We start from the raw sequence: 22,424 nt of genomic DNA on the forward strand, positions 1-22,424 counted from the left end.
AAACAAAGTCTTTTTTGCTTAATTGTGTCATCCGAAAGTCAATTCTTTCAAAGAATGAATCTGGGTAACGTATAGTTCAGCGGCTGGTAGCGTAGGTATGGTATGGAGGTATAGCTGTCTTGTCAGGAATGAAATTTATGCAATTGATATGAAGCTATATTTAATAGGTTTGCTGATGATGGCAGTTTTATTTGATGCCACCGGGCAGGAGCGTAAACGGGCGCGGGACTACGGTATCCAGATAGGGGTGCTACCTATCGGAACACACAACGCCATTACGGATGTGCCGGGCGTGCGGGTGGGGCACACCACACTGGTGCAGGGCCAGCAGGTGCGTACAGGTGTGACGGCCATTGTACCGCATACCGATAACCTCTTTCAGCAAAAGGTGCCGGCTGCGGTATACGTAGGCAATGGATTCGGGAAACTGGCCGGAACCACGCAGGTGCAGGAACTAGGCAACCTGGAATCGCCCATCATCCTGACTAACACCCTGGGAGTGGGCACTGCCCTGAATGCCGTGGTGGACTATACCTTGCAGCAGCCCGGCAATGAGCAGGTGCAGTCGGTGAATGCAGTGGTAGGCGAAACGAATGATGGGGGGCTGAATGACATACGCGGCCGCCATGTGCAGGAGAAGCACGTAACCGAAGCCATACGTACAGCTGCCACCGGCGCTGTGGCGGAAGGCAATGTAGGAGCGGGAACAGGCACCGTCTGCTTCGGCTATAAAGGCGGTATCGGGACGGCTTCGCGTAAGCTGCCTGCAAGCCTTGGCGGCTATACCGTGGGGGTGCTGGTACAGAGCAATTTTGGTGGGGTGCTGCAAATTGACGGCGTTCCAGTGGGCGAGGAACTGCAACAGTTCGCCTTTAGCAAACAGGTGTTGGGCAGCGCCGACGGCTCCTGCATGATGGTCGTGGCGACGGACGCGCCCGTCGATGCCCGTAATTTGGAACGCATCGCCCAGCGCGCCATGATGGGATTGGCCCGGACAGGCGGCATCGCTTCCAATGGCAGCGGCGATTATGTCATCGCCTTCTCCACCAACGAGGGGCTGCGCATACCCTACAGTTCCTCTGAAAAAACACAGACGGTCACGCTGCTGCGCAACGATGAGATGTCCCCACTATTTATGGCCACCATCGAGGCGACGGAAGAAGCCATTATCAACTCATTATTCATGGCAGAGACCATGGAAGGCAAGGAGCAGCACAAAGTGGGGGCCCTGCCCGTAAACCAAGTCATCAAGATTATGAAAAAATACAATGCAATCAAACGCTAAGCTCTTCGCCTACAACCTCGGGGGGGTGGTGCCACTCGACCAGGCCTTTCTCCACATCAGCGACCTGTCCATCCAGCGCGGCTATGGAGTGTTCGACTTTGTGAAAGTGCACGGCAACACGCCCCTTTTCCTGGACGATTACCTGGACCGTTTCCTTAGCTCAGCCCAGCAGATGGAACTGCAACTGCCGCTTTCGCGCGAAGAGCTGAAACACACCATCTTCCTACTCGTCCAAAAGAACGGCCTGGAGGTGTCGGGTCTGAAGATGATTCTGACGGGCGGCTACTCCGACGATGGCTTCACGCCGGTTGCCCCCAACCTGCTCATCACGCAGCATCCCCTCACGCTGCCCACCCAAAGCAAGGTAGAGAACGGCATCAAAATCATCACCCATGACTATGTGCGGGAAATCCCGACGGCGAAGACCATCAACTACTCCATGGGCATCCGGCTCATCAGCCAGATAAAAGCCAAGGGGGCGGAAGAGGTGCTCTACCACCGGCAGGGCATTGTGTCGGAATTTCCGCGTTGCAATTTTTTCATTGTGCGGCAGGACAACACCGTAGTGACCCCAGCGGAAAACGTGCTCCCGGGCGTGACCCGAAAGCGGGTGCTGGAGATTGCCGGCCGCAGGTATAGGGCTGAGCAGGCCAAGGTGACGCTGGAAGACATTGCGCAAGCCAAAGAAGCTTTCTTGACCAGCACGACCAAACGTGTGCTGCCCATCGTGCAAGTGGACGACACCATCATAGGAACAGGCAAACCAGGCGATGTGTCACTGGCGCTACTCCAAGACCTGATAGCACTCGAAGAGGAGCAGGTTTCTGTGGCCAAGGTATAGCCAAAAGCAATGGTTTGGGAGGTGAATCACTACAAATTCACGTAGTGACCTCTTTTTTTTCATAGACTTCAGATTTTCTTCAGATTCAGGCAGTATAATAGAGGTATAATGTTGTGCTTTATGCGAATAAAACTACTGCTCTCTATTCTTTTTCTCGTTCAGATTCCAGCATGGGCCCAGCCCGCGCTACCGGACAGCACCTCCACTCCCGACTCAGTACAGCTGGTCGTCCCTACTGACAGCAGCCTGGTTCAGGCAGAGGATACCAGGCGTCGCCTGCATCCCACCATCCGGAAAGCCATTATACCTGTCTTGTTGATTGGGGCTGGCATCACGCACATGGATGATGAAGGACTGTTCGAGGGAAGCAGAGGCCTCAGAAGGGTGGTGCAGCGCCACTACAGCGGCTTTGAGACCACGGTAGACAACTATACCTACTATGCTCCATTGGCGATGACTATCGGACTCAATGTAGCAGGCGTGAAAGGGGAGCACCACTTCGCTGAGCAAGCCATTCTATTAGGAATGACCTACTTCCTCAACAAGACCATCACCAACAACCTCAAAAGCATGCTGGACGTCAACAGACCGGATGGTTCCAACAACGATGCTTTTCCGTCAGGGCACAGCAGCGCGGCCTTTGCTTATGCCACTTTCTTTCACAAGGAGTATGGCCAGCGGAGTCCCTGGTACAGTGTGGCGGGTTATTCCTTTGCCGTGGCCACGGGTGCCATGCGCATCCTCAACGACAGGCATTGGCTGTCTGATGTACTGGCCGGAGCGGGCATAGGCATTCTGTCGGCTGAGGCGGTATACCTGGTGTATCCGCTTGTGCAGGAAAAAATAGCAAAAGGCTACCTCAAGAAGAAGCAAATCGGCCTGATGCCGTTTTATGGTGGAGGCGCGGGAGGTATAGCCGTTATGTACCGATTACCCTGAGTAAAACAGAAAAGCCCGGTACTAAACTGGGCTTTTCTGTTAGTATCTATTTCTCTTTATATCCCGCTGGGGTACTTTACAATCAGGCCATTCCCTTTTTTGCCGCCCTCACTGGAAATGTACATCTCTCCGTTAGGCCCAAAGGCAAGCCCCTCAGGCTGACGTAAAAGCTTTTTATCTAACGGCTGTGCCTTTTGTATGGCTCCCTTGTCGTCCAAAGTCAGCAGGCGGCTGTTGGCCGCATCCAGCATGTAATATGTGCCATTCTGAGGATGCACCTCCAGGGACGAAGGCTGCAAGGCATCAAACTTAGACTTTTTCTTCTTTTTGCCTGTAGCGCTCAGCTGCCCCTGTGACATGGAGATGGTCATGACCGGCTCTGACTGCATCTTTTTGTCTGAGAGCGAGAAGGCGTAGATGCCCTTCGCGTCTCCCAACTTCTCGTCATGCCCTTTGGGGGCCAGCAGCAGCCGGTTGTTAGAGGCATCATACGCCAACCCTTCCATGTCGATACTGGTGGGGAACGAAGCCTGATGCGTTACGGCCTTAGGCTGGCCGCCTCTGAAGTCGGGCACTTCAAAAAGACTACCGTCGCTGCGCAGCACGTAGGCATCCTGCCCGACGATGGCTATACCTTCGTAGTCCCCAGGGCCGCCGAAGCTGATTTGGTCCACAATGGATTTCTTCTCCAGGTCATACAGGAAAATCTTGCCTTCCTCATCCTGCACGCAAGCCATCAGGCCATCTTCTAACAAGGCAATGGCTGATACCTCTTGCAGCTCAGCTGGGAGAGTCCATTGGCTGGTAGGGGCGTTCAAGTCTGTGCCACTGGCAGGATCCGTCGGTGAGAGAGGAAGGAGAGAGGCAGCTTCGCGCTTAGACGCAGCGGGTTTTGAGGCTGGTTTCTGCTCCAGTACTTCGCCGGATTCGTTCATCAAGAGCCACAGCTCCTTGGTTTTGTCTTCCAACTCCACCTCAAAGTGAGCGGTTTCCCCTTTCTGCACCCGATGGGCCTCGTCTACCTTGTACTGGTTATAGCTTTGCTGTAGCAGTTGTTGCACAGGCCCAGGCAGGTGGCGTTCCTCAATCTCTTCGGTGTAGCTTACTAAGGTGCCATCGGGCCGGAACAGGGCTTTGCGCTCCCGTCCGCTTATCAGGAACTCGGCTTCATACAGTTCCGCTTCCTGGTCCCATTCCACATTCTGGGTAGAAGGGTATAGCTCCACGAATGTATCTTTTACGGCTTCCGGTACTTCTGTTTCAGGCCAGATGCTGTTGCAGCTGCTGCCCGCCAGCAGGGCTGCCAGGGCAAAGGCCATAATCGTATTTTTCTTCATTTTCGTATCAGTTTGTCTTCTTTAGATTCTTATTAATCAAGGTATACTCTGTGATTCTGAAGACAATTTGAAGAAACGGGGGTCAAGCGCGATTTTTTTGGAATTTTATGCAGAGACGGTGCAAACCATCGGTGTAGGTATAGCTGGGCTGCAGTCGGTAAACCGTGCAAATCTTGCTCACCAAGGCCAGCCCGATACCTAGCGAGCCGGCCTGGTCCTTACTGCTCATGAACCGCCGGAACAGCTCCTCGGGAGTCCCTTCAAGTGCAGAGCCGGTGTTGCTGATGCACAGCTGTTCCTGGCTGAGCCGCACCTCAATGGTACCGGCCGGCTGGTTGTGCCGGATGGCATTGAGCAGTAGGTTAGACACCAGCACCTCGGCCAGCCCCCGGTTCATGGTCAGGTATACCGCCTCGAGCTTTGGGGGAAGAAGCTCCAGGTCGTGCATCTCCATAATCTCGTGCAGCTGCTCCAACTGCTCTTTCAGGAGTTCGTGGAGTGGGAGCTGCTCCCGCTCGCTGAATTCCCGGTTCTCGATGCGGGTGAGCAGGATAAGTGATTTATTGAGGCGGCCGAGGCGGTTGACGGAACTGTACATCTCCTCCAGCATAGTGGCCTGTTGAGGCGTGAGGTTCTCGGACTGCATGAAAAGCTCTAGCTTGCTGCTCACGATGGCGAGTGGGGTCTGTATCTCGTGCGAGGCGTTCTCGGTGAACTCCTTCAAGTTGAGGTAGTCACCGTGTATTTTGTCGGTCATGGCCAGCAGCACCTCGTTCAGCTCCTGAAACTCACGCGTATTAGACGAGCGGAGGTGCAGCGGCTGAAAGCGGCTTAGGCTATACCCTTTCACTTTCGCCAGGGTATCGTAAAAATTAGCCCAGGCAAAGCGGTTGATGATGTAGTTGACTGTGACCAGGCCAAAGAGCAGTAGCAGGAAAATCCATCCCATGGCCAGCATCGTGCTCTCAGACAGGTCATCAAAGTCCATGAGCGATTTCAGGATGGTGTACTGGTAGGGCTTCCCGTCCTGGTAGGTGGTGAAGGTCAGCTTCCGGAAGGGGAGGAACTCCTCATCGTAGGCGCTGAAAATGAGCGTATCGGAGAGGGCTTCCAGGGTAGGAGAGGCCACTGTGACTTCTTTGACCAGGATAGCCTCCGAAATACCTGAGGTCACACTGGGCAACTCGTTGTTCTGCCGGATGTACTCCAGGATGTTCTCCTTGTCGGTGAAAAGTTGGTCGTCCACCTCGTCGTAAATCTCCACCTGCATGATTTTGTAGAAGCTCAGGCCACCCAACAGGAACACAATAACGGAGACGAGGAGGTAGTAGAGACTGGTTTTGGTGAGAATCCGCATCAGCTGCTGAACTTATAGCCCATGCCGTATACCGTCTGGATAGGGTCCTCGCCTCCGGCCTCCACCAGCTTGCGGCGCAGGTTTTTGATGTGCGTGTACACAAAATCCAGTGAATCCAGCCCCTCGATGTGGTCCCCCCACAGGTGCTCCGCGATGGACTCTTTGGTGAGCACCCTGTTCTTGTTGGAGATGAAATAGAGCAATAGATCGTACTCCTTTTTGGTAAGCGTCAGCTTTTGACCGTCCACCATCGCCTCGGCAGATTCCGGGTATACCTCCAATGAGCCGGCTTGCAGCACTTTCTGTCCGTTGAAGTTGCGCCTCCTGAGCACAGACTTAAGCCTGGCGTTCAGCTCCGAGAGGTGGAAGGGCTTGGTGAGGTAATCGTCCGCTCCGAGTTCCAGGCCAGCGACTTTATCATCCAAAGCGTCTTTGGCAGAGATGATGATGATGCCCGTCTCCGGGTCGTTGGCCTTGAGCAGCCGCACGATGTCCAGGCCGTTGCCGTCAGGCAGGGTCAGGTCGACCAGCACGCAGTCATAGGGCTGGTTCATCACTTTCTGCCGCGCTTCCCTGAAATTCAAGGCGGAGTCACAGGTATAGCTTCCCTGCTGCAGGTAGGTCACAATAGAGGCGTTCAAGGCCTGTTCATCTTCGATTATCAGCACTTTCATAGTTAGGGTATACGGCGAAGTATAGGTACGGAATCTGAAGGAAATCTGTGCTGTTACGCTGACTGCAGGTATAGGTATGGTGGCTTAAGCAGGATAGCTATACCTACCAACCGTTCTCTCTTTTGGCTCTTTCCCGGGCGCGCTTCTGGCTTTCCCGATTACGCTCCTCTAGTCTTTTCTGCCGTTCCCGCTCGCGCTCTTCCATCTTCTTGTCGAACTCACGTTCCCACTCGCGCTTCTTCTTTTCCGCTTTTCGCTCTTTCTTAGAACGGTTGTTCCGGCTCTGGTTCTTCCAGTCATCGTAGCTCTTTGTCACTTTGCCCGCTACGTTGTTGAACAGGCGGTCCAAGAAGTTCTCTGGCTCCGGTGCCTCCTCCCGGAAAGGGGCGCAGTCGAGTTCGGTCAGCAGGCGCGGAGGCAGTGGTGCAAAGCGGCTGCTGCGGTATTCGGCATACTCCTTGTCTTTGGTCACGCGTGCCATGAACTCGCCCCACACCGGCAGCGCCGTACGGGAGCCCTGGCCCATGGTCAGAGTACGGAAGCGCACCTTGGGGCTTTCGGCTCCCACCCATACGCCCGTCACCAGGTCAGGGGTGATGCCGATGAACCAGCCGTCGGCATGCTCCTGCGAAGTGCCTGTTTTGCCGGCTATGTCCATGCGCAGCCCATATTCGGAGCGCAGCTTGGCGGCACTGCCTTCTTCCACCACGCCCTGCATCAGGTGCAGCATGATGGCCGCATTCTCGCGGTTCAACACCCGGCGGGCATCACTTCCAGGCCGGTGCTGGCGTATGACGTTGCCGTTGCGGTCCAGGATGCGCGACACGTATACCGGTGCCGCCTTATACCCGCCGTTGGCGAAGGTGGCATAGGCGCTCACCATCTCAAACAGGGAAAGGTCTGCGGTTCCCAATGCCAGGGAAGGGACGCGCGGCAGGTCCTGCTCTATGCCAACGCGCTTCGCCAGGGCTACGGTACGGTCCACGCCGGCCTCCATGATGAGCTGTGCCGAGATTGTGTTCACGGAGTGTGCCAAGGCGCCGCGCATGGTGTACTCACCGCCATACTGCTCGTTGGCATTGCGGGGCGACCAGTTTTCGAACGCCGGGTATACCTGCTGCTCGTTGGCGAAGTAGGTACAGGGGGCAATGCCTTTCTCCAGAGCGGCGGCATACACAAAGGGCTTGAACGTGGAGCCGACCTGACGTCGGGAGCGCACATGGTCGTATTTGAACACGTGGTGGTTGATGCCGCCTACCCACGCGCGCACGTAGCCCGTCGCCGGTTCCATGGCCAGCAGCCCCGTGTTCAGAAAGCGCTGGTAGTAGGCCAGGGAATCCATCGGAGTCATGTCACGGGTCTTGTTTCCGCTCCAGCTGAACACGTTCATAGGTATAGCCTTTCGGAACGAAGCGGCAGCCTCCGCGTCAGAGGCGCCGGCCGCTTTCAGCTTCCGGTAGCGGTCAGAGCGGAGCATGGCGTTTTGGATGACGCTGGCATCGCTTCCCCAAGGTGTGCGCCCTTTCCAGTGTGCATCAAACTGCTGCTGCAACTGGGCCATCTTTCTCCGGACTGCCTGCTCGGCATGACGCTGCATACGGGAATCAATGGTGGTATAAATCTTTAGGCCATCGGTGTAGAGGTTGTAAGGCTCGCCGTTTTTCTTGCGCTGGTTGGACGCCCAGGCCACCAATTCCTGACGTAGCTGCTCCCTGAAGTAAGGCGCCATGCCATCGTTGTGAGTGGTATAGTGATAGTTGAGTTTAAGTGGGAGTTGTTTAAGGGAATCAGCCTGTTGTGTAGTCAGAAAATCGTATCGGGCCATCTGGTTGAGGACCACGTTACGGCGCTGCTGGGAGCGCTCCGGGTGCAGCCTCGGGTTGTAGGTGGTGGTGGCCTTGAGCATTCCTATCAGTACGGCGGCCTGCTCGGTTCTGAGCGAATCGGCCGTCGTGTTGAAGAAGCGACGCGAGGCCCGCTCGATGCCGTACAGGTTGCCGCCCATTGGCACCGTGTTCAGGTATAGCTCCAGCAGCTCCTGTTTAGAATAGATACTCTCCAGCTTGCGGGCGATGATGATTTCCCGCATTTTGTTCACGGGCATGGCCAGCCAGCTGCGGCTTTTACGCGGGAAAAGGTTCTTGGCCAGCTGTTGGCTCAGCGTGCTGCCTCCACCCGAGCTTTCCTGCTGCAGGAGCAGCGACTTGAAGAACACACGGAAAAGGCTGCGGGCATCCACGCCGCTGTGGTCATAGAAGCGCACGTCTTCCGTAGCGATGAGGGCGTCTACGGCAACGGGTGCGATTTTGTCATAGGATATGTTCGTGCGGTCCTGTATGTAGTAGCGCCCAAGGAGTACGTTATCAGAAGAGTATACCTCAGAAGCGGTGTTGTTCTGGAGCTCTTTCAACTCTCTTCGTGAAGGCAAGTCGCCCCCCAGTACACCCGTAAAAACCGCCAGGTAGAACATGGAAAAGGCGAGGAGCAGGAACAGGATACCCTTCAGCGAGAAGCGCAACAAAGCTCTGAACTCGGGCAGGCCGGGCTTTAGCCAGTTGTACTGCCGCAGGTTCTGCCATTTGCGATTCCAGTAGGCGGACGTCAGTTTCGGTTTCTGGCTCTGGTAAAAGAGACGGAACTGCGTACCCAGAAAACTGGTCAGTGGCACAAGTAGCCCGTAGGTAATGAATCTGATGATTTTTAAGAGAACACGTCCCATCTGTTGCGGTATATCCTTTTCCGGCCATTCTGGCCGACTATGTCTGCTGCTCCCTTAGGGCAATAATTGCGCCATTCACTAAGGTATGGCAACAATACGTCGGCAGCAGAAGCCAGGTATAGATAAGCTTGAAATGACCTGCCTATACCTAGGCTTGCGAAAACCTGCAAGTTATGAAAAATCTGATGGATGTGCGGAGTGTGTTCGGCTAGATTGTTATGCCCTGTAAAAGGCCATTAGCCGGATTACACTTAAAAGGAGGTGAGGTGTTCTGGGTCATCCTCTGATAACAGCCACTCAATGGCTTCTTCCTCGGTCAGGAAATAACGTGCATGGTGGCAGAGAGCCGCTGCTTTCAGCCTGCAGCCGATGGCCTCGCTGCTCATTTGCTGCAAGGCATCGGCAGATGTCACTACAGCCAGCTTTTTGATGTTGGTTTTGGGAAGGAGCTCAACAGATGCACTCACAAGCCATCCCTGGTCTTCCAGAGTGAGTATGCCCAGGCGCTGGTTGTTGAGCAACACGCGCTCCAGTCTATGCTCCATCAGCGCCCGACCTGCCTTCAACATACCATACCGGTACTGCCGGCTTTCAGGGCATTTTATCCAGCGGATGCTCATCAGGTTCAGGGAGTGGTCAATCGAAATACCCACATAGTCGGTGCGCAGGTTGACCAGACTGGGTAGCCTGTCCTCATCTTGTTCTAATCGGCTAACGCTTGCAGATGGATTGCTTGGTTGCTCCTGCTCCTTGTATGGGCGATTTACCTTCTGGCTGCGCAGTTTCAGGTTGAAGTTCAGCGGGATGGAGACTTTGTCCTCTACGCGCAAAGAAGACTGTATTTTATCTTTCAGCAGCCATTGCTTCGCCTCCTCCTTGCTCAGGAACAGGCCAATCTCATAGGGAAGCCTTTCTGTTTGGGTCACTAAATCCTGCATGGCGCTCTGCTGTTGCAATATGTTGGAGACCACGCGCGCACTCCGCTTAATAGAAGTCTTGGTGAGTGCCTGCAGCAAAAAGGAGTAGGTCCAGACCTGGTCTTCCCGCGACGGAATGGCTAAAGCGGTAACGTCAACTAGAAGGTACTCAGCCCGCAGAAAGGCGACGCTTCTGACAATCATCCTCACCGACTGTCTGTATTCTTCGCCTACTACAGGCCTCAGCCACTCGACATGCAGGTATTTCAGGCTGGGGCTGAAACTGATGGAAATGAAGTCAGAGGTAGTTAGGCTCTGTTGTTTCGTGTTGGTGTTAAGCTTGTTTTGCTGTGGTACAGATAAGAACGATTTTTCCATTTGGTTTATTCGGTACTTTTTTGTTCAAACTTGAATCAGTAAGTGCAAAGCTTTTTCGCCATGCGACTGATGCCTTTTTGTGTATCAGATTGGTGGTGCAATCAATCCTTTAAACTGGTTAAAAAGCCTCATTTACATAGCCTGTTTTGGACGTCATGCAAGCTATTAAATTGATGCTATGCTTGATAAACCCTATTGTAAGTATATGAGTTCAAGGAGTTTAATGATTGGTGTGCTGTTTGTGGGCCAGATGCTTCAATCACCAGTGTCAGGGGTACGTTCACCCACAATAGTCTGACGTTCCCCATAAAACCTGGCCTCTTAAGCAGATGGCACAGGGGAGGTCAATTTCCCTGCTTTTAACCCACTCATCCCTCCCCACTGCTATCACGTACTATGGTGCAAGACAATAGGGTGAACAGCATATGATAGAGAAAGACAAAGCATTGAGAGCAGATGAAGTGGATGTGGTTCTGATTGGGGCAGGCATCATGAGTGCGACTTTGGGCATGATGCTCAAGGAACTGGAGCCTGGTCTCCGCATTGCCGTTTTCGAACGGCTGGACGTGGCAGCAGCGGAGAGTTCTGATGCCTGGAACAATGCGGGTACGGGGCATTCCGCCTTCTGTGAGTTGAACTATACCCCGGAACGTGCGGATGGCACCATAGAAACCGCCAAGGCGGTCACCATAGCCGAGTCTTTTGAGGTGTCGAAGCAATTTTGGTCGTTCTTGATTGAACAGGGACACATCAAGTTGCCGGAACACTTCATCCAAAGCATACCGCACATGAGCTTTGTGTGGGGCGATGGCAACGTGGAGTTCCTCAGGAAGCGCCACCAGGCCCTGACGCAATGCCATCTGTTCCAAGGTATGGAATACTCAGAGGACTGTGAACAGCTCACTGAGTGGATGCCTCTTGTTATGAAAGGGCGCGATTTGCTGCAGAAGGTGGCTGCCACGCGGATGGAACTGGGCACGGATGTGAACTTTGGTGCCTTGACCCGCTGTATGTTTGAGCAGTTGGGGAGGATGGAAGGCGTAACCCTGCACTTTGGGCAGGAGGTGCGCAAGCTGCGGCAGGAGGAAGACATGCGGTGGCGCCTCAAAATAAAGAACAGAGAGACAGGGGAGAAGCGGAAAGTCCGGGGTTCTTTTGTTTTCATAGGAGCAGGAGGCGGATCGCTGCCGCTGCTCCTCAAGTCAGGTATACCTGAAGGAGAGGGCTTTGGCGGTTTTCCGGTGAGCGGGCAATGGCTCAAGTGCACCAACCCGGCTGTGATTGAGCAGCACCACGCCAAGGTATACGGAAAGGCCTCGGTAGGCTCGCCGCCCATGTCGGTGCCCCACCTGGATACGCGCTTCATCAACGGGAAACGTGAACTGCTTTTTGGCCCTTATGCCGGCTTCACGACCAAGTTCCTCAAAAACGGGTCCTTCTTTGACCTGCCGCTCTCGCTCAAAGTGAACAACCTGCATCCGATGCTGGCTGCCGGCGTCAGAAACCTGCCCCTCACGCAATACCTTATCAACCAGGTGCGCCAGTCTCCGGACGAGCGGGTGGAGGCGCTGCGGGAATATTATCCAGAGGCACGGCCCGAGGATTGGCAGCTGGAGATAGCCGGACAACGCGTGCAGGTCATCAAGAAGGACCCGGAGCACGGCGGCGTGCTGGAGTTCGGTACTGAGATTGTGAGCGGCGCCGATGGTTCGCTGGCGGCCTTGCTAGGCGCATCTCCAGGGGCTTCCACGGCTGTGTCTATCATGCTGAACCTCCTGCACCGCTGCTTCCCGGACAAGGTGAAGACGGAAGCTTGGCAAAGCAAGATGAAGCAGATGATACCATCCTATGGGCAATCGCTGGCACAAAACGCGGAACTGCTCCGCGGGCTGCGCGCCTGGACCAGTGAGGTGCTGGGACTGGAGAACGTGGTGCTGGAGCAGCCGGAGGAAAGTGATACTTCTGATGCCTCTAATAGAGGAATGGCTAAAAGCTAAGCTTTAAGGTATAGCCTAGCTCAGTCTGCCAGTTTCAGAAATCCAGCCGAAGTGAAATTTATTCTGGGGTTCAGTATACAGTGTATCAGTCAGATGCGTAATAAAACATAGCTATCCTGTGTGTTTTATTGCATCGCGTGATGAAGGGTATACGAGCTATGCTGACGCTGGTCCTTTGGCTGACCCTGGCTGGTGGGGCATCTGCCTCACGGCTACTCATCCCTATGGATGCCACCCAAAAAGACCACCTGAAATCCTATGGTGTGGCCTTCTGGGTGCTGGGGCAGGAGGTAGAGGTGGACTGGCTGCTGAACTACCGGGGAGGCAGCTTTGCCTTCCAGCACGCACAGCAACTGGAGATGGAGTTGATTGCACGCGGCATTTCCTACGAGGTGCTCACCGATGCGCGCTACCAGGATATCCTGCAGCAGATTGCCCACCCCGATGCCAATATGGAGGTGATGAAGCTGGAGAAAGTCCCGCGCATCGCCGTCTATTCCCCCAACACGGCCCAACCCTGGGACGATGCCGTCACGCTGGTGCTCACCTACGCCGAGATTCCGTACGACCAGGTGTTTGACGAGGAGGTGCTGGAAGGGCAACTGCCTGGCTATGATTGGCTACACCTGCACCACGAAGACTTCACTGGCCAGTATGGCAAGGCCATGGGCCGCTGGCGTAACGAGGAGTGGTTCCAAGCCATGCAGGAGGAGTCAGAAGGGATTGCCCGCAAGTATAACTTCAGCAAAGTGCCGCAGATGAAGCTGGCTGTGGCCCGTAAGATAAAGGAATTCGTGGCGGGAGGAGGCTTCATGTTCGCCATGTGTTCGGCCACCGACAGCTATGACATTGCGCTGGCAGCCAATGGCGTCGACATAGTGGGGGAGCTGTTCGATGGGGACGAGTCTGACCCGCAGGCGCAGCAGAAACTGGATTACAGCCAGACCTTTGCCTTCCGCGATTTCGAGGTATACCTGGAGCCCTACAACCGGGAATTCTCCAGCATCGACAACCAGCGGCATGAGCGGGGCATCTATCAACCGCAGGACTATTTCCAGCTATTCACTTTCTCCGCCAAGTGGGACCCTATACCTTCCATGCTCACACAGAACCATGAGACTACTATCAAAGGCTTCATGGGACAGACGACGGCCTTCAAAAACCAGCACATCAAACCTGATGTGAACGTGATGGGGGAGACGAAGGAAGCCAACGAGGCACGCTACATGAACGGCACCTTCGGCAAAGGCACCTGGACCTTCTATGGCGGCCACGACCCAGAAGATTACCAGCACATGCCCGGCGCTCCTCCCACCGACCTCTCACTATACCCGAACTCACCCGGTTACCGGCTCATCCTGAACAACGTTCTCTTTCCGGCCGCCAAAAAGAAGAAGACAAAAACCTGAGAACCAAAAACGCCACCCAAACCGAGGTATGGGTGGCGTTTCTATTAAAGGTATTTCCAATTACCAGAGACGGATTCTGTCTTCAGGCTTCTTGTAAAGCTTGTCACCAGGCTTCACATCGAAGGCCTTGTACCAGGCATCCATGTTCACCGGAGCACCGATGGTGCGGTACTGTCCCGGAGAGTGGGTGTCTGTCAGGATAAGCTGTGCTTCCGTTTCAGGCAGCGTGTTGCCTCTCCATACCTGTGCCCAGGACAGGAAGAAGCGCTGGTCTGGGGTGAAGCCGTCAATCTTCTTGTTCGACTTGCCCTGCTTCGTCATCTTGAAGGCTTCGTAAGCGGCGCTCAGGCCACCCAGGTCACCGATGTTCTCACCTAGGGTCAGCTTGCCGTTCACATGGATGGTGTCCAGCACAGTGTAGGCATTGTATTGCGCCACCAGTTGGTTAGCCTTCTCCTGGAAACGGGTGCGGTCTTCAGCCGTCCACCAGTTGCGCAGGTTGCCGTCTTTGTCGTACTGGCTGCCAGAATCGTCGAAGCCGTGGGAGATTTCGTGGCCGATAACGGCACCGATACCACCGTAGTTCACCGCATCATCCGCGTTCGGGTCAAAGAACGGGAACTGCAGGATACCTGCCGGGAACACGATTTCGTTCATCACCGGGCTGTAGTAAGCGTTCACGGTTGGAGGCGTCATACCCCATTTGGTTCTGTCAACTGGCTTACCGAGCTGGCTCACCATGTCGTTGTAGCCCCACTGGCCGGCGTTACGCACGTTCTGGAAGAAGTTGCTGCGGCTGATAGCCAGGCCTTCATAGGTCTTCCATTTCTCAGGGTAACCCACTTTCGGACGGAAGGTGCTCAGTTTCGCCAAGGCTTTCTCTTTTGTCTCAGCGCTCATCCAATCCAGACCTTTGATGCGGATTTCGTAGGCTTTGATGAGGTTGGCAATCATCTCATCCATACGGGCTTTCGCCTCCGGCTTGAAGTGCTTGGCCACGTACAGCTGACCCAACAGCTCACCAATGGTGCCGTCTGTGAGAGACGACATGCGCTGCCAGCGCGGGGTCTGTACTTTCTGTCCTGTCAAGGTCTGGGTGAAGGCGAAGTTTGCGTTCACAAAGTCGTTGCTCAGGTATGGCGCGGCTGATTTCAATACGTTCCACTGCAGGTAAGTCTGCCAGTCAGCTACTGGAGTAGACGTCAGCATACCGTTCAAATCGGTGAAGAATTTCGGGTTGTTCACCAGAATGGTGTCCTCGCCAGAAACCTTCATCTTCGTCATCAGCGCTTTCCAGTCCATGTTCGGTGTGGATTTGCTGAAGTCAGCTACGGCGAATTTGTTGTAAGTTTTGTGTGGGTCACGCATCTCCACGCGGGCCATCTGGGCCTCAGCCATTTTCTTCTCGAGGTTGAAGATGGTCTCAGCGTTCTTCTGGGCAGTGGCTTTGTCTACACCGGTCAAGGTGAAGAGAGTGGTGATGTAGTTCTTATACGACTCCTGGATTTTGGTGCTGCGGGCATCGTTTTTCAGGTAGTAGTCGCGGTCAGGCAGGGTGGTACCGCCCTGGCTCAGCTGTGGAATCATTACCTCCACGTTCTTGCGGTCCTGGCCCACATAGAAGCCGAACATAGGGGAAGCGGCTCCGGAAGTACGCAGGAATGCTGTTTCGTTCAGCACACCGTTTACGTCCTGTATAGCTTTGATGCGCTCCAGGTCTGCCTTAATTGGGGTATAACCCAGTTTCTCAATGGCAGCGCTGTCCATGGCGGCGGCATAGAAATCGCCCACGCGCTTTTCGATAGAGCCAGCCGGTGCCTTGGTGTTGGCTGCAGACTCCCTTAAGATTGTCTTAACGGCGTTGATGTTGAAGTCACGGAGCTCGTTGAAGCTGCCCCAGCGGGTTTCCTTAGCCGGGACCGGGTTGTTCTTGAGCCATACCCCGTTGGCGTAGGTATAGAAGTCATTGCCGGGCTTCACGCTCAGGTCCATGTTGGACTTGTCAATGAATTTACCCTGTTTGGTAGGTTTGCCGCCGTACTGGGCCGATACCTCCAGTGCGCAGAAAGTAGCCGCTCCGAAAAGCAACAGCCTCAGGCGGTTTTTCCAAACAGTAGTTCCTGCCGCTTGCAGCGGAGAAGAAGTGTTTTCTTGTGTTTCTTTCATTTTTGGATGAATGTGTATTTAAATGTCAAGTCGGGCTCCGTCAATATGAAGAGCATTTTTGACGGCACAAAATAAGGTTTCTTCAGGAAAAACCCGACTTTATTTTTTCTAACAACCACAGAATCGGGTCGAAAATTCGTTTTGCCACCAATTAACCTGAAAAGCGACGACTCATCAGCCGCCGGGGGCTACTGTCAAAGTAATAATCAGACTGCTCTTCCCGTACTTCAAAGCCCATGCGGGTATAGATATGGAGGCCAGAGGCATTGTCTGGATGCACGGTCAGGAAAATCTCTTTGGCTCCAAGATTTGCCATCTCCTCTACGCAGGCGGCCATCAGCTGCTCCCCCAAGCGCCTGCCTCTGAAGTTGGGCAGCACCCCCAGCGACAGCAGCCAGCCAATGGCCTGCTCTGGAGAATAGTGCGCGATGATGTAACCAGCCACCGCACCGTCCACCTCGGCCACTTTCACATACTTCGCGCTGATGTCATAAAACTGCCGCAGCACGAAGAGCGGATAACTGTCCTCCTGGAACAGAAGCTGGTCAATGGACTTGATAGAAGGGATGTCCTGCAGGGTGGCGCTCCGGATAATCGGCATGAGGTATAGGTATAGGTATAGTGTATGTTCGTAGAGGAAGCTCAGTCTCAATGGCCTTTGAGCAGGTTGATGCTGATGGTGGCCAGGTCCGAGTCTGGGAAGCGGCGGAAGGCTCCTTTCTCTGGGTATAGGCCCGCCTCGCCTGCCACCTTATGGAATACCTCCACTTCTACAATGTACTGGTCCGAGAAACCGTGGGTGGCGTCGTAGGCAGTGGCCGCCGTTTTGCCCAGATTGGCCGCGGCCAAGGCAGGCGGGATAGTATGGAGTTCCATGGCCAGCAGGCCAAACTTACCAACATAGGGCGTCCACTTTTGCAGGTGCTCCAGCAGGTTATCTTCCACCTCGTTGTTGTTGAGGCGCCTGCCCCGGAAGGCAAAGGCCCCGGTGGATTCGCTGATTCTGCCTTCGGTGCGGGTAGCTGGTTGCTCCCAGATGCGGTTGTGGTCCAGGAAGGTGCGCACGTTGAGGAGTTCCTTCAGGTCGATGTTGTAGTTCTCCAGCAGGTCGCGGGCCAGTAGGTCAGGCCGCCCGATGTCTCCCCAGATGACTTTGGCCCAGATATCCGCTTTGATGAGGTTGGCCCGGGTCACTTTCAAAGCAGCCTGGTTGAAGTCGGCCCCGACCAGGAACAACGGGTACTGGTCCAGCACCTTGCCGCGCTCCGTCTGCCGGTCTATCACCTCAAACATGTGCTGCAGGAAAGCACCGTTGCCGCAACCCATATCCAGTATACCTTTGGGCTGCTGCTCAATAGGACGGTTGAAGAGCTCGATGATGATTTCGTCAATCACATTGAAATAGGTGGAGTGGGCGCCGCCGCTTCCCCAGACGTTCATCTCGCGGTCAACGTGCAGCTCTGGTGCACCTTCTGGTTTGTTCCATAGAATGTTCGGGTCACCGAAAATCAGCTCGTCCAGGTGACGGAAGGTGGGGATGTAGGAGACCGTCACGCCGTAGGCGCTGCCCCGCTTGGCGAAGAAAATGCCCTCTTCTGTGTACTCATACTGCTCATTCACTTTTCGGAACCAGCCCAGGTGCGTGAACAGGTCCAGTATTTTGCGGAAGTCCTCGTGGTTCTCATGGAATTCCTCGGGGCTGAAGCGCGTCTCCATGAAATATTTGTGAAACATGCCGTTCATGCCCAGCAGCACGATGGTCGGCCCCACTAGCATTCCTTCTATGTGGGTTAGCAACTGCTCTTGCACTTCGCGTTCTTGGGCATTTTCAGAAAAGGGGATTCCATAGTTATGCCTATACCTGTCGGCTATCTGGGCCCATACCTGGTAAGGCTCCTTTTCGAACTTGCGGGGGTGGAATTTACCGGAGAGCTTCATCAGCCGCACCACGTCAGCGTACAGCGGAACAAGCGGGAAAGCAATGGCCCCTCGTTCGGTCAGACTGTAGGCTATTTCATCGGTGGCATTGTCCAGGTGCTGCTCCAGCCAACCTTGGGAACTCAGCACGCGCAGGGCCACATTCAGATACCCTTCATTGGCTTTGAAGGCTGACACCAGTTCTGATAGGGTAGCCTTCTTGTGGGTCAGTAAATGGGTAAGCACACCTTTTTCGTGCAGGGCAAAGGCAGTAGGCGCCGACACCAAGCCATCCAGATGCCGGAATATTGTTTCCCTTAGTTCAGCTTTGTTTCTCATGTTGTTTTTTTCAGATTCTGATGCATCCACAGCACTTGCTGCCATACTTCTTGCTAAAGCGGGAGCGGTAGTTTCGTGTCTTACGACACAGTCACACCAGGTGCCAAATACTGCATCAAAATAGACATCGCCCTAAAATAAGTAACTAAAATCATCTTTTTAGCTAAGCACCGTCATATTTCTGGACTTAGGAATACTTAATCTTTACATAACTGAAAACTAAACCGTTATACTCACATGAAAAGTTTACAACTAGCAGTAATAGCAGTGGCAGCTACCTGCCTTATTTCCTGCAACTCCTCACAACAACAAGAGGAAGTAGCGGCAGCTACAGAGGTAGAAACAACAGGTGCGGGTCAGTCTGCCGTGGCAGATGACGAGTCACAGAAAAACATCGTGCAGACGGCCGTAGGGTCTCCAGACCATACCACGTTGGTAGCTGCCGTGAAAGCAGCTGAGTTGGTCGATGTGCTGTCCAATGCCGGACCATTCACGGTATTCGCGCCGACTAATGAGGCATTTGAGAAACTACCGGCAGGTACGGTAGAAGGATTGCTGGAGCCGGCCAAGAAGAGCGACTTGCGCAATGTGCTGCAGTACCACGTGTATGTTGGCGTGCTAAACACCGACCGATTCGAGGATGGGCAGAGCCTGGGCCAGGTGAATGGCGGACGCGTGACCATGGGCGTGAACGGCGACAAAGTAACCGTGAACGGTGCCAACATCGTGGCTTCCATACCTACCTCAAACGGTGTGATTCACGTGATTGACCAGGTGCTGCTGCCCAAATAGGTAGCCATAGGCAAAATCTTATAGGCAGCCTCTAAGAACATTTTATCCATCGGTTCACACAGAAGTTACTTTATGGGTCGGCCATACCTTGTCTTAGCACATGGTATGGCCGACCCATTTTTACTGTGGGAGTGGGTACATTCAGGGTGGTAACTGGGTATGGCCACTCCTCCTACAGCTATACCTGAATCAAAGGTTGTTGAATCTTAAATGGGTAGATAAATGAACAAAAAGTGTTAAAGTTTTATAATTATGTAAAATAATTATAAAAAATAGAATATAATTTATGTGATTGCCGTAAAATGCTCAGTATTCAGGAATAGCTTATCTACAACCTAAAACGTCAGCACCTTATGTATCCTAAACTGAGTCATTTACAATTCATCCGGTATCCGCTTATGCTGTTTGTACTGGCAGTTGCCTCCTGCAGCCCGCGTACCACTCCCACCCAAGAAACGGAGGCAGCCGCAACCACGGCGGAACCTGCCAGTCCGGCGGCACCCACTGAATCTTCCTACCAAGTTCCCGTCGATTATTACAAACTGGACAATGGTCTCAAGGTCGTGCTCTCACCCGACAAAACGGCTCCCGTGGTGACGGTGGCCGTGTACTACAACATCGGCTTCCGCATTGAACCTAAAAACCGCACTGGCTTCGCCCACCTCTTCGAACACATGATGTTCCAGGGCTCCGAGAACCTGGGCAAGATGGAGTTTATCCAGTTGGTGCAGAAGAATGGGGGCGTGCTGAACGGCAGTACCCGCTTTGACTTCACCAACTACTTCGAGACAGTGCCAGCCCATAAGTTGGAGACCATGCTCTGGGCGGAGGCTGACCGCATGAAGGGCCTCAATATCACCCAGGAGAACTTAACCAACCAGCAGGGTGTGGTGAAGAACGAGGTGAAGGTGAACGTGCTCAACCAGCCCTACGGTGGGTTTCCTTGGCTAGACATGCCGCAGTACGCCAACAAGAACTGGTACAACGCCCATAACTTCTATGGTGATTTAAAAGACCTCGATGCTGCCAATCTGGAGGACGTGAAGTCGTTTTTCGACACCTATTATTCACCTAACAATGCCGTGGTGGTCGTGGTGGGTGATTTCGAAACGGGCCAGGCCAAGAACTGGATTCAACAGTATTTTGCAGGTATACCTGCCGGCAACCTGCCTCCCAAAGCCGATTTGACGGAGCCGCGCCAGGAAAAGGAGCAGCGCTTCACCAAAGACGACAAACTGGCTAACCGGCCCGCCTTGGCTTTTGCCTACCACATGCCGGAGCGCAACACGCCGGAGTATTATGCCATGGGCCTGTTGGACCAGATTCTGCTGCAGGGCAACGATAGCCGGCTGTACCAGGCGCTAGTGCAGGAGCGAGGCTACGCCGGTTCAGTGGATGGTGGCATCAACGCCTTCTTGGGCAACATGTACAACTACAACGGCCCCATGCTCTGGATGGGCAGCCTGATTCACGACAACAGCGTGACCGCCGATTCCATCGTGACGGTCCTTGACCAGGAGATACAGAAGCTGGAGCAGGGTGGCATCAGCCAGGAACTGCTGGATTTGGCCATCGTCAAGATGCGCTCTTCCCTATATGACCAGCTGGCGCAAGGCTCGGGCTTCGGTACGGCTGATTTGCTGGCCTCATTCGCCTTATTTGACGATAACCCGGCCCGCATCAACAACCTGGAAGCTGAGTTCAGAAAAGTCACCCCACAGCTCCTACAGAAAACCATACAGGAGTACCTGCGCCCGACTAACCGTACTGTACTGATTGTAAACCCCCAGGCAAAAAGCTAAACCGCTATGAACAAGATACTGATAACCGTACTGAGCTTCCTGCTACTGCAGGCAGGTACCGCAATTGCCCAGAAACAGGCGCCCCCGGAAGGTAGTGCGCCCAAAGATTTCAGACTCCCAGCCAAGCAGGACTTTGACTTGGCCAATGGCCTGTCTGCCTCCATGGTGCCCTATGGCGAGATTCCGAAAGTGACCGTGGGAATTATTGTGCAGGCAGGAAACGTGCATGAGGGTGAGAAGGAAAACGGCCTGGCTGACATTGTAGGTAACCTCTTGCAGGAAGGCACTGCTACCCGCAACGCCCGCCAGCTGGCGGAGAAAGTGGCGCATATGGGCGGCTCCCTATATGTCAGCGTTGGCCCTAACCAGACCGCAGTGTATGGCTCCGCCTTGTCAGAGTATGGCCCGGAACTGGTACGCCTGATGGCAGACCTGCTGCAGAACCCGGCCTTTCCGGAGTCGGAGGTGGAACGCGTGAAGAACGACTTCAAGCGCCAGATGAACCTGGCACGGCAGCAGCCGGGGACCCAGGCGCAGGTCAAATTCATGAGCGTGCTCTACCCGAATCACCCTTATGGTCGGGCGCTGCCCACAGACGCCATGATAGAGGGCTTCACACTGGAGCAGGTACGAAATTTCTACAACACCCACTACGGTGCCGACCGCACCAACGTGTATGTGGCCGGCAAGTTTGATGGCGGTGCCATGAAAGAGGCCATCACGGCTTCGCTTAATGATTGGGAAAAGGGCCCCGCTCCGCAGATTGCAGTAGCCAAGCCGGTAACCAAAGGGGAGATGCTGGTGATTGACCGACCCGGGGCACCGCAGTCCACCATTGTTTTCGGTTTGCCAGTAGTGGACCCAGCTCATCCGGATTACATGCCTTTGCGCATCACGAACTCCCTGCTGGGCGGCTCGTTTGGCTCCCGCATTACGCGCAACATCCGCGAAGACAAAGGCTATACCTACTCGCCCTACAGCACGCTGGCCGCGCGCTACCGAGTGGGCGATTGGTCGCAGGTGGCAGACGTCACCACGGAGCACACAGGCAACTCGCTGCGCGAAATCGTGAACGAAATAAACCGCCTGAGCAAGGAGCCACCGTCCAAGGAGGAGCTGGAGGGCATCAAGAACTACGAGGCTGGCTTGTTCGTGCTGCGCAATTCCACACCGGGAGGCATCATCGGGCAGCTCAACTTTTTGGAATTGCACGGGCTGCCGGAGAGTTTCCTGACCAACCAGGTGCAGAACATAATGGCCATCACGCCGCAGCAGGTGCAGCAGACCGCCCAGAAGTACATCCGACCCAAAGATATGACGCTGGTTGTGGTGGGCGACCGAAAACAGATAGACTCACAGCTGAAGACCTTCCAGGGCAACCTCAAGAAGAACCCACTGTAAATTGCCTAGGTATAGCGAAGGTTCCTTATATCTATTTACAAGCCGCCCGCGTACAACACGGGCGGCTTTTGTTTGAACTTCAATTCATATGTTCTTGGCATATTTGACCCTGATTTGAATTGCGGCTATATTTGCCTACATTACAAAAATCCAT

16 protein-coding genes are annotated in these 22,424 nt (G+C 54.2%); 8 read left to right on the forward strand and 8 right to left on the reverse strand.

Annotated features, from left to right (window positions below; genetic code table 11):
- Window positions 1-148 precede the first annotated feature (148 nt).
- The 3 genes from B051_RS0107875 to B051_RS21040 all read left to right on the forward strand — a co-directional run bounded on the left by B051_RS0107875 (window position 149) and on the right by B051_RS21040 (window position 3,065).
- A complete protein-coding gene (locus tag B051_RS0107875; RefSeq protein WP_018477648.1) occupies window positions 149-1,285 on the forward strand; it encodes a DmpA family aminopeptidase in 1,137 nt (378 codons plus the stop codon).
- Window positions 1,269-2,126 (forward strand): aminotransferase class IV, encoded by an 858-nt coding sequence (locus tag B051_RS0107880; protein WP_018477649.1) that lies wholly within the window; start codon window positions 1,269-1,271, stop codon window positions 2,124-2,126. The genes B051_RS0107875 and B051_RS0107880 overlap by 17 nt, the downstream gene beginning before the upstream one ends.
- Window positions 2,127-2,246: 120 nt before the next feature.
- Window positions 2,247-3,065: a phosphatase PAP2 family protein gene (locus B051_RS21040; RefSeq protein ID WP_026236261.1), complete on the forward strand. Its 819-nt coding sequence runs from the start codon at window positions 2,247-2,249 to the stop codon at window positions 3,063-3,065.
- A gap of 56 nt (window positions 3,066-3,121) precedes the next feature.
- Here the strand turns inward: B051_RS21040 and B051_RS0107890 are convergent, their stop codons facing one another.
- From B051_RS0107890 to B051_RS0107910, 5 genes are all read right to left on the reverse strand, one after another.
- Entirely contained in the window at window positions 3,122-4,402 is a 1,281-nt protein-coding gene (locus B051_RS0107890; protein ID WP_018477651.1) for an SdiA-regulated domain-containing protein, read from the reverse strand.
- 82 nt (window positions 4,403-4,484) lie between these two features.
- Window positions 4,485-5,759, reverse strand: a complete 1,275-nt coding sequence (locus tag B051_RS0107895; RefSeq protein ID WP_018477652.1) for a sensor histidine kinase — start codon at window positions 5,757-5,759, stop codon at window positions 4,485-4,487.
- Entirely contained in the window at window positions 5,759-6,433 is a 675-nt protein-coding gene (locus B051_RS0107900; protein WP_018477653.1) for a response regulator transcription factor, read from the reverse strand. Before B051_RS0107900 ends, B051_RS0107895 begins: the two co-directional genes overlap by 1 nt.
- Before the next feature lie 103 nt (window positions 6,434-6,536).
- The gene (locus tag B051_RS0107905) at window positions 6,537-9,152 is read right to left on the reverse strand and encodes a penicillin-binding protein 1A (protein ID WP_018477654.1); all 2,616 of its coding nucleotides are present in this window, start codon (window positions 9,150-9,152) and stop codon (window positions 6,537-6,539) included.
- Between the two features lie 251 nt (window positions 9,153-9,403).
- Entirely contained in the window at window positions 9,404-10,447 is a 1,044-nt protein-coding gene (locus B051_RS0107910; protein ID WP_018477655.1) for a hypothetical protein, read from the reverse strand.
- A 425-nt stretch (window positions 10,448-10,872) separates the two neighbouring features.
- Between B051_RS0107910 and B051_RS0107915 the strand changes: the two genes are divergently transcribed.
- Window positions 10,873-12,444: a malate:quinone oxidoreductase gene (locus B051_RS0107915; RefSeq protein WP_018477656.1), complete on the forward strand. Its 1,572-nt coding sequence runs from the start codon at window positions 10,873-10,875 to the stop codon at window positions 12,442-12,444.
- A gap of 140 nt (window positions 12,445-12,584) precedes the next feature.
- The gene (locus B051_RS0107920; RefSeq protein ID WP_018477657.1) at window positions 12,585-13,853 is read left to right on the forward strand and encodes a hypothetical protein; all 1,269 of its coding nucleotides are present in this window, start codon (window positions 12,585-12,587) and stop codon (window positions 13,851-13,853) included.
- A 60-nt stretch (window positions 13,854-13,913) separates the two neighbouring features.
- Here the strand turns inward: B051_RS0107920 and B051_RS0107925 are convergent, their stop codons facing one another.
- The 3 genes from B051_RS0107925 to B051_RS0107935 form a co-directional block, all read right to left on the reverse strand.
- Entirely contained in the window at window positions 13,914-16,019 is a 2,106-nt protein-coding gene (locus B051_RS0107925) for a M13 family metallopeptidase (protein ID WP_018477658.1), read from the reverse strand.
- Between the two features lie 151 nt (window positions 16,020-16,170).
- Window positions 16,171-16,671 (reverse strand): GNAT family N-acetyltransferase, encoded by a 501-nt coding sequence (locus tag B051_RS0107930; RefSeq protein WP_157578693.1) that lies wholly within the window; start codon window positions 16,669-16,671, stop codon window positions 16,171-16,173.
- Window positions 16,668-18,275 carry a class I SAM-dependent methyltransferase gene (locus B051_RS0107935; RefSeq protein ID WP_026236262.1) on the reverse strand — a complete coding sequence of 536 codons (1,608 nt, stop codon included), beginning with the start codon at window positions 18,273-18,275 and terminating at the stop codon, window positions 16,668-16,670. Before B051_RS0107935 ends, B051_RS0107930 begins: the two co-directional genes overlap by 4 nt.
- A 237-nt stretch (window positions 18,276-18,512) precedes the next feature.
- Between B051_RS0107935 and B051_RS0107940 the strand changes: the two genes are divergently transcribed.
- From B051_RS0107940 to B051_RS0107950, 3 genes are all read left to right on the forward strand, one after another.
- Window positions 18,513-19,067, forward strand: a complete 555-nt coding sequence (locus B051_RS0107940) for a fasciclin domain-containing protein (RefSeq protein ID WP_018477661.1) — start codon at window positions 18,513-18,515, stop codon at window positions 19,065-19,067.
- Between the two features lie 353 nt (window positions 19,068-19,420).
- Window positions 19,421-20,869, forward strand: a complete 1,449-nt coding sequence (locus B051_RS0107945) for a M16 family metallopeptidase (RefSeq protein WP_033316761.1) — start codon at window positions 19,421-19,423, stop codon at window positions 20,867-20,869.
- Window positions 20,870-20,875: 6 nt separating this feature from the next.
- The gene (locus B051_RS0107950) at window positions 20,876-22,270 is read left to right on the forward strand and encodes a M16 family metallopeptidase (RefSeq protein WP_018477663.1); all 1,395 of its coding nucleotides are present in this window, start codon (window positions 20,876-20,878) and stop codon (window positions 22,268-22,270) included.
- Window positions 22,271-22,424 lie beyond the last annotated feature (154 nt).

Origin of the sequence: Pontibacter roseus DSM 17521, from assembly GCF_000373265.1 — a bacterium.
GTDB lineage: Bacteria > Bacteroidota > Bacteroidia > Cytophagales > Hymenobacteraceae > Pontibacter > Pontibacter roseus.

What these genes read in the sequence shown, in the direction of transcription:
- B051_RS0107875 (WP_018477648.1), top strand. Translation starts at nt 149, where the DNA reads ATGAAGCTATATTTAATAGGTTTGCTGATGATGGCAGTTTTATTTGAT.
- B051_RS0107880 (WP_018477649.1), top strand. Translation starts at nt 1,269, where the DNA reads ATGCAATCAAACGCTAAGCTCTTCGCCTACAACCTCGGGGGGGTGGTG.
- B051_RS21040 (WP_026236261.1), top strand. Translation starts at nt 2,247, where the DNA reads ATGCGAATAAAACTACTGCTCTCTATTCTTTTTCTCGTTCAGATTCCA.
- B051_RS0107890 (WP_018477651.1), bottom strand. Translation starts at nt 4,402, where the DNA reads ATGAAGAAAAATACGATTATGGCCTTTGCCCTGGCAGCCCTGCTGGCG.
- B051_RS0107895 (WP_018477652.1), bottom strand. Translation starts at nt 5,759, where the DNA reads ATGCGGATTCTCACCAAAACCAGTCTCTACTACCTCCTCGTCTCCGTT.
- B051_RS0107900 (WP_018477653.1), bottom strand. Translation starts at nt 6,433, where the DNA reads ATGAAAGTGCTGATAATCGAAGATGAACAGGCCTTGAACGCCTCTATT.
- B051_RS0107905 (WP_018477654.1), bottom strand. Translation starts at nt 9,152, where the DNA reads ATGGGACGTGTTCTCTTAAAAATCATCAGATTCATTACCTACGGGCTA.
- B051_RS0107910 (WP_018477655.1), bottom strand. Translation starts at nt 10,447, where the DNA reads ATGGAAAAATCGTTCTTATCTGTACCACAGCAAAACAAGCTTAACACC.
- B051_RS0107915 (WP_018477656.1), top strand. Translation starts at nt 10,873, where the DNA reads ATGATAGAGAAAGACAAAGCATTGAGAGCAGATGAAGTGGATGTGGTT.
- B051_RS0107920 (WP_018477657.1), top strand. Translation starts at nt 12,585, where the DNA reads ATGAAGGGTATACGAGCTATGCTGACGCTGGTCCTTTGGCTGACCCTG.
- B051_RS0107925 (WP_018477658.1), bottom strand. Translation starts at nt 16,019, where the DNA reads ATGAAAGAAACACAAGAAAACACTTCTTCTCCGCTGCAAGCGGCAGGA.
- B051_RS0107935 (WP_026236262.1), bottom strand. Translation starts at nt 18,275, where the DNA reads ATGAGAAACAAAGCTGAACTAAGGGAAACAATATTCCGGCATCTGGAT.
- B051_RS0107940 (WP_018477661.1), top strand. Translation starts at nt 18,513, where the DNA reads ATGAAAAGTTTACAACTAGCAGTAATAGCAGTGGCAGCTACCTGCCTT.
- B051_RS0107945 (WP_033316761.1), top strand. Translation starts at nt 19,421, where the DNA reads ATGTATCCTAAACTGAGTCATTTACAATTCATCCGGTATCCGCTTATG.
- B051_RS0107950 (WP_018477663.1), top strand. Translation starts at nt 20,876, where the DNA reads ATGAACAAGATACTGATAACCGTACTGAGCTTCCTGCTACTGCAGGCA.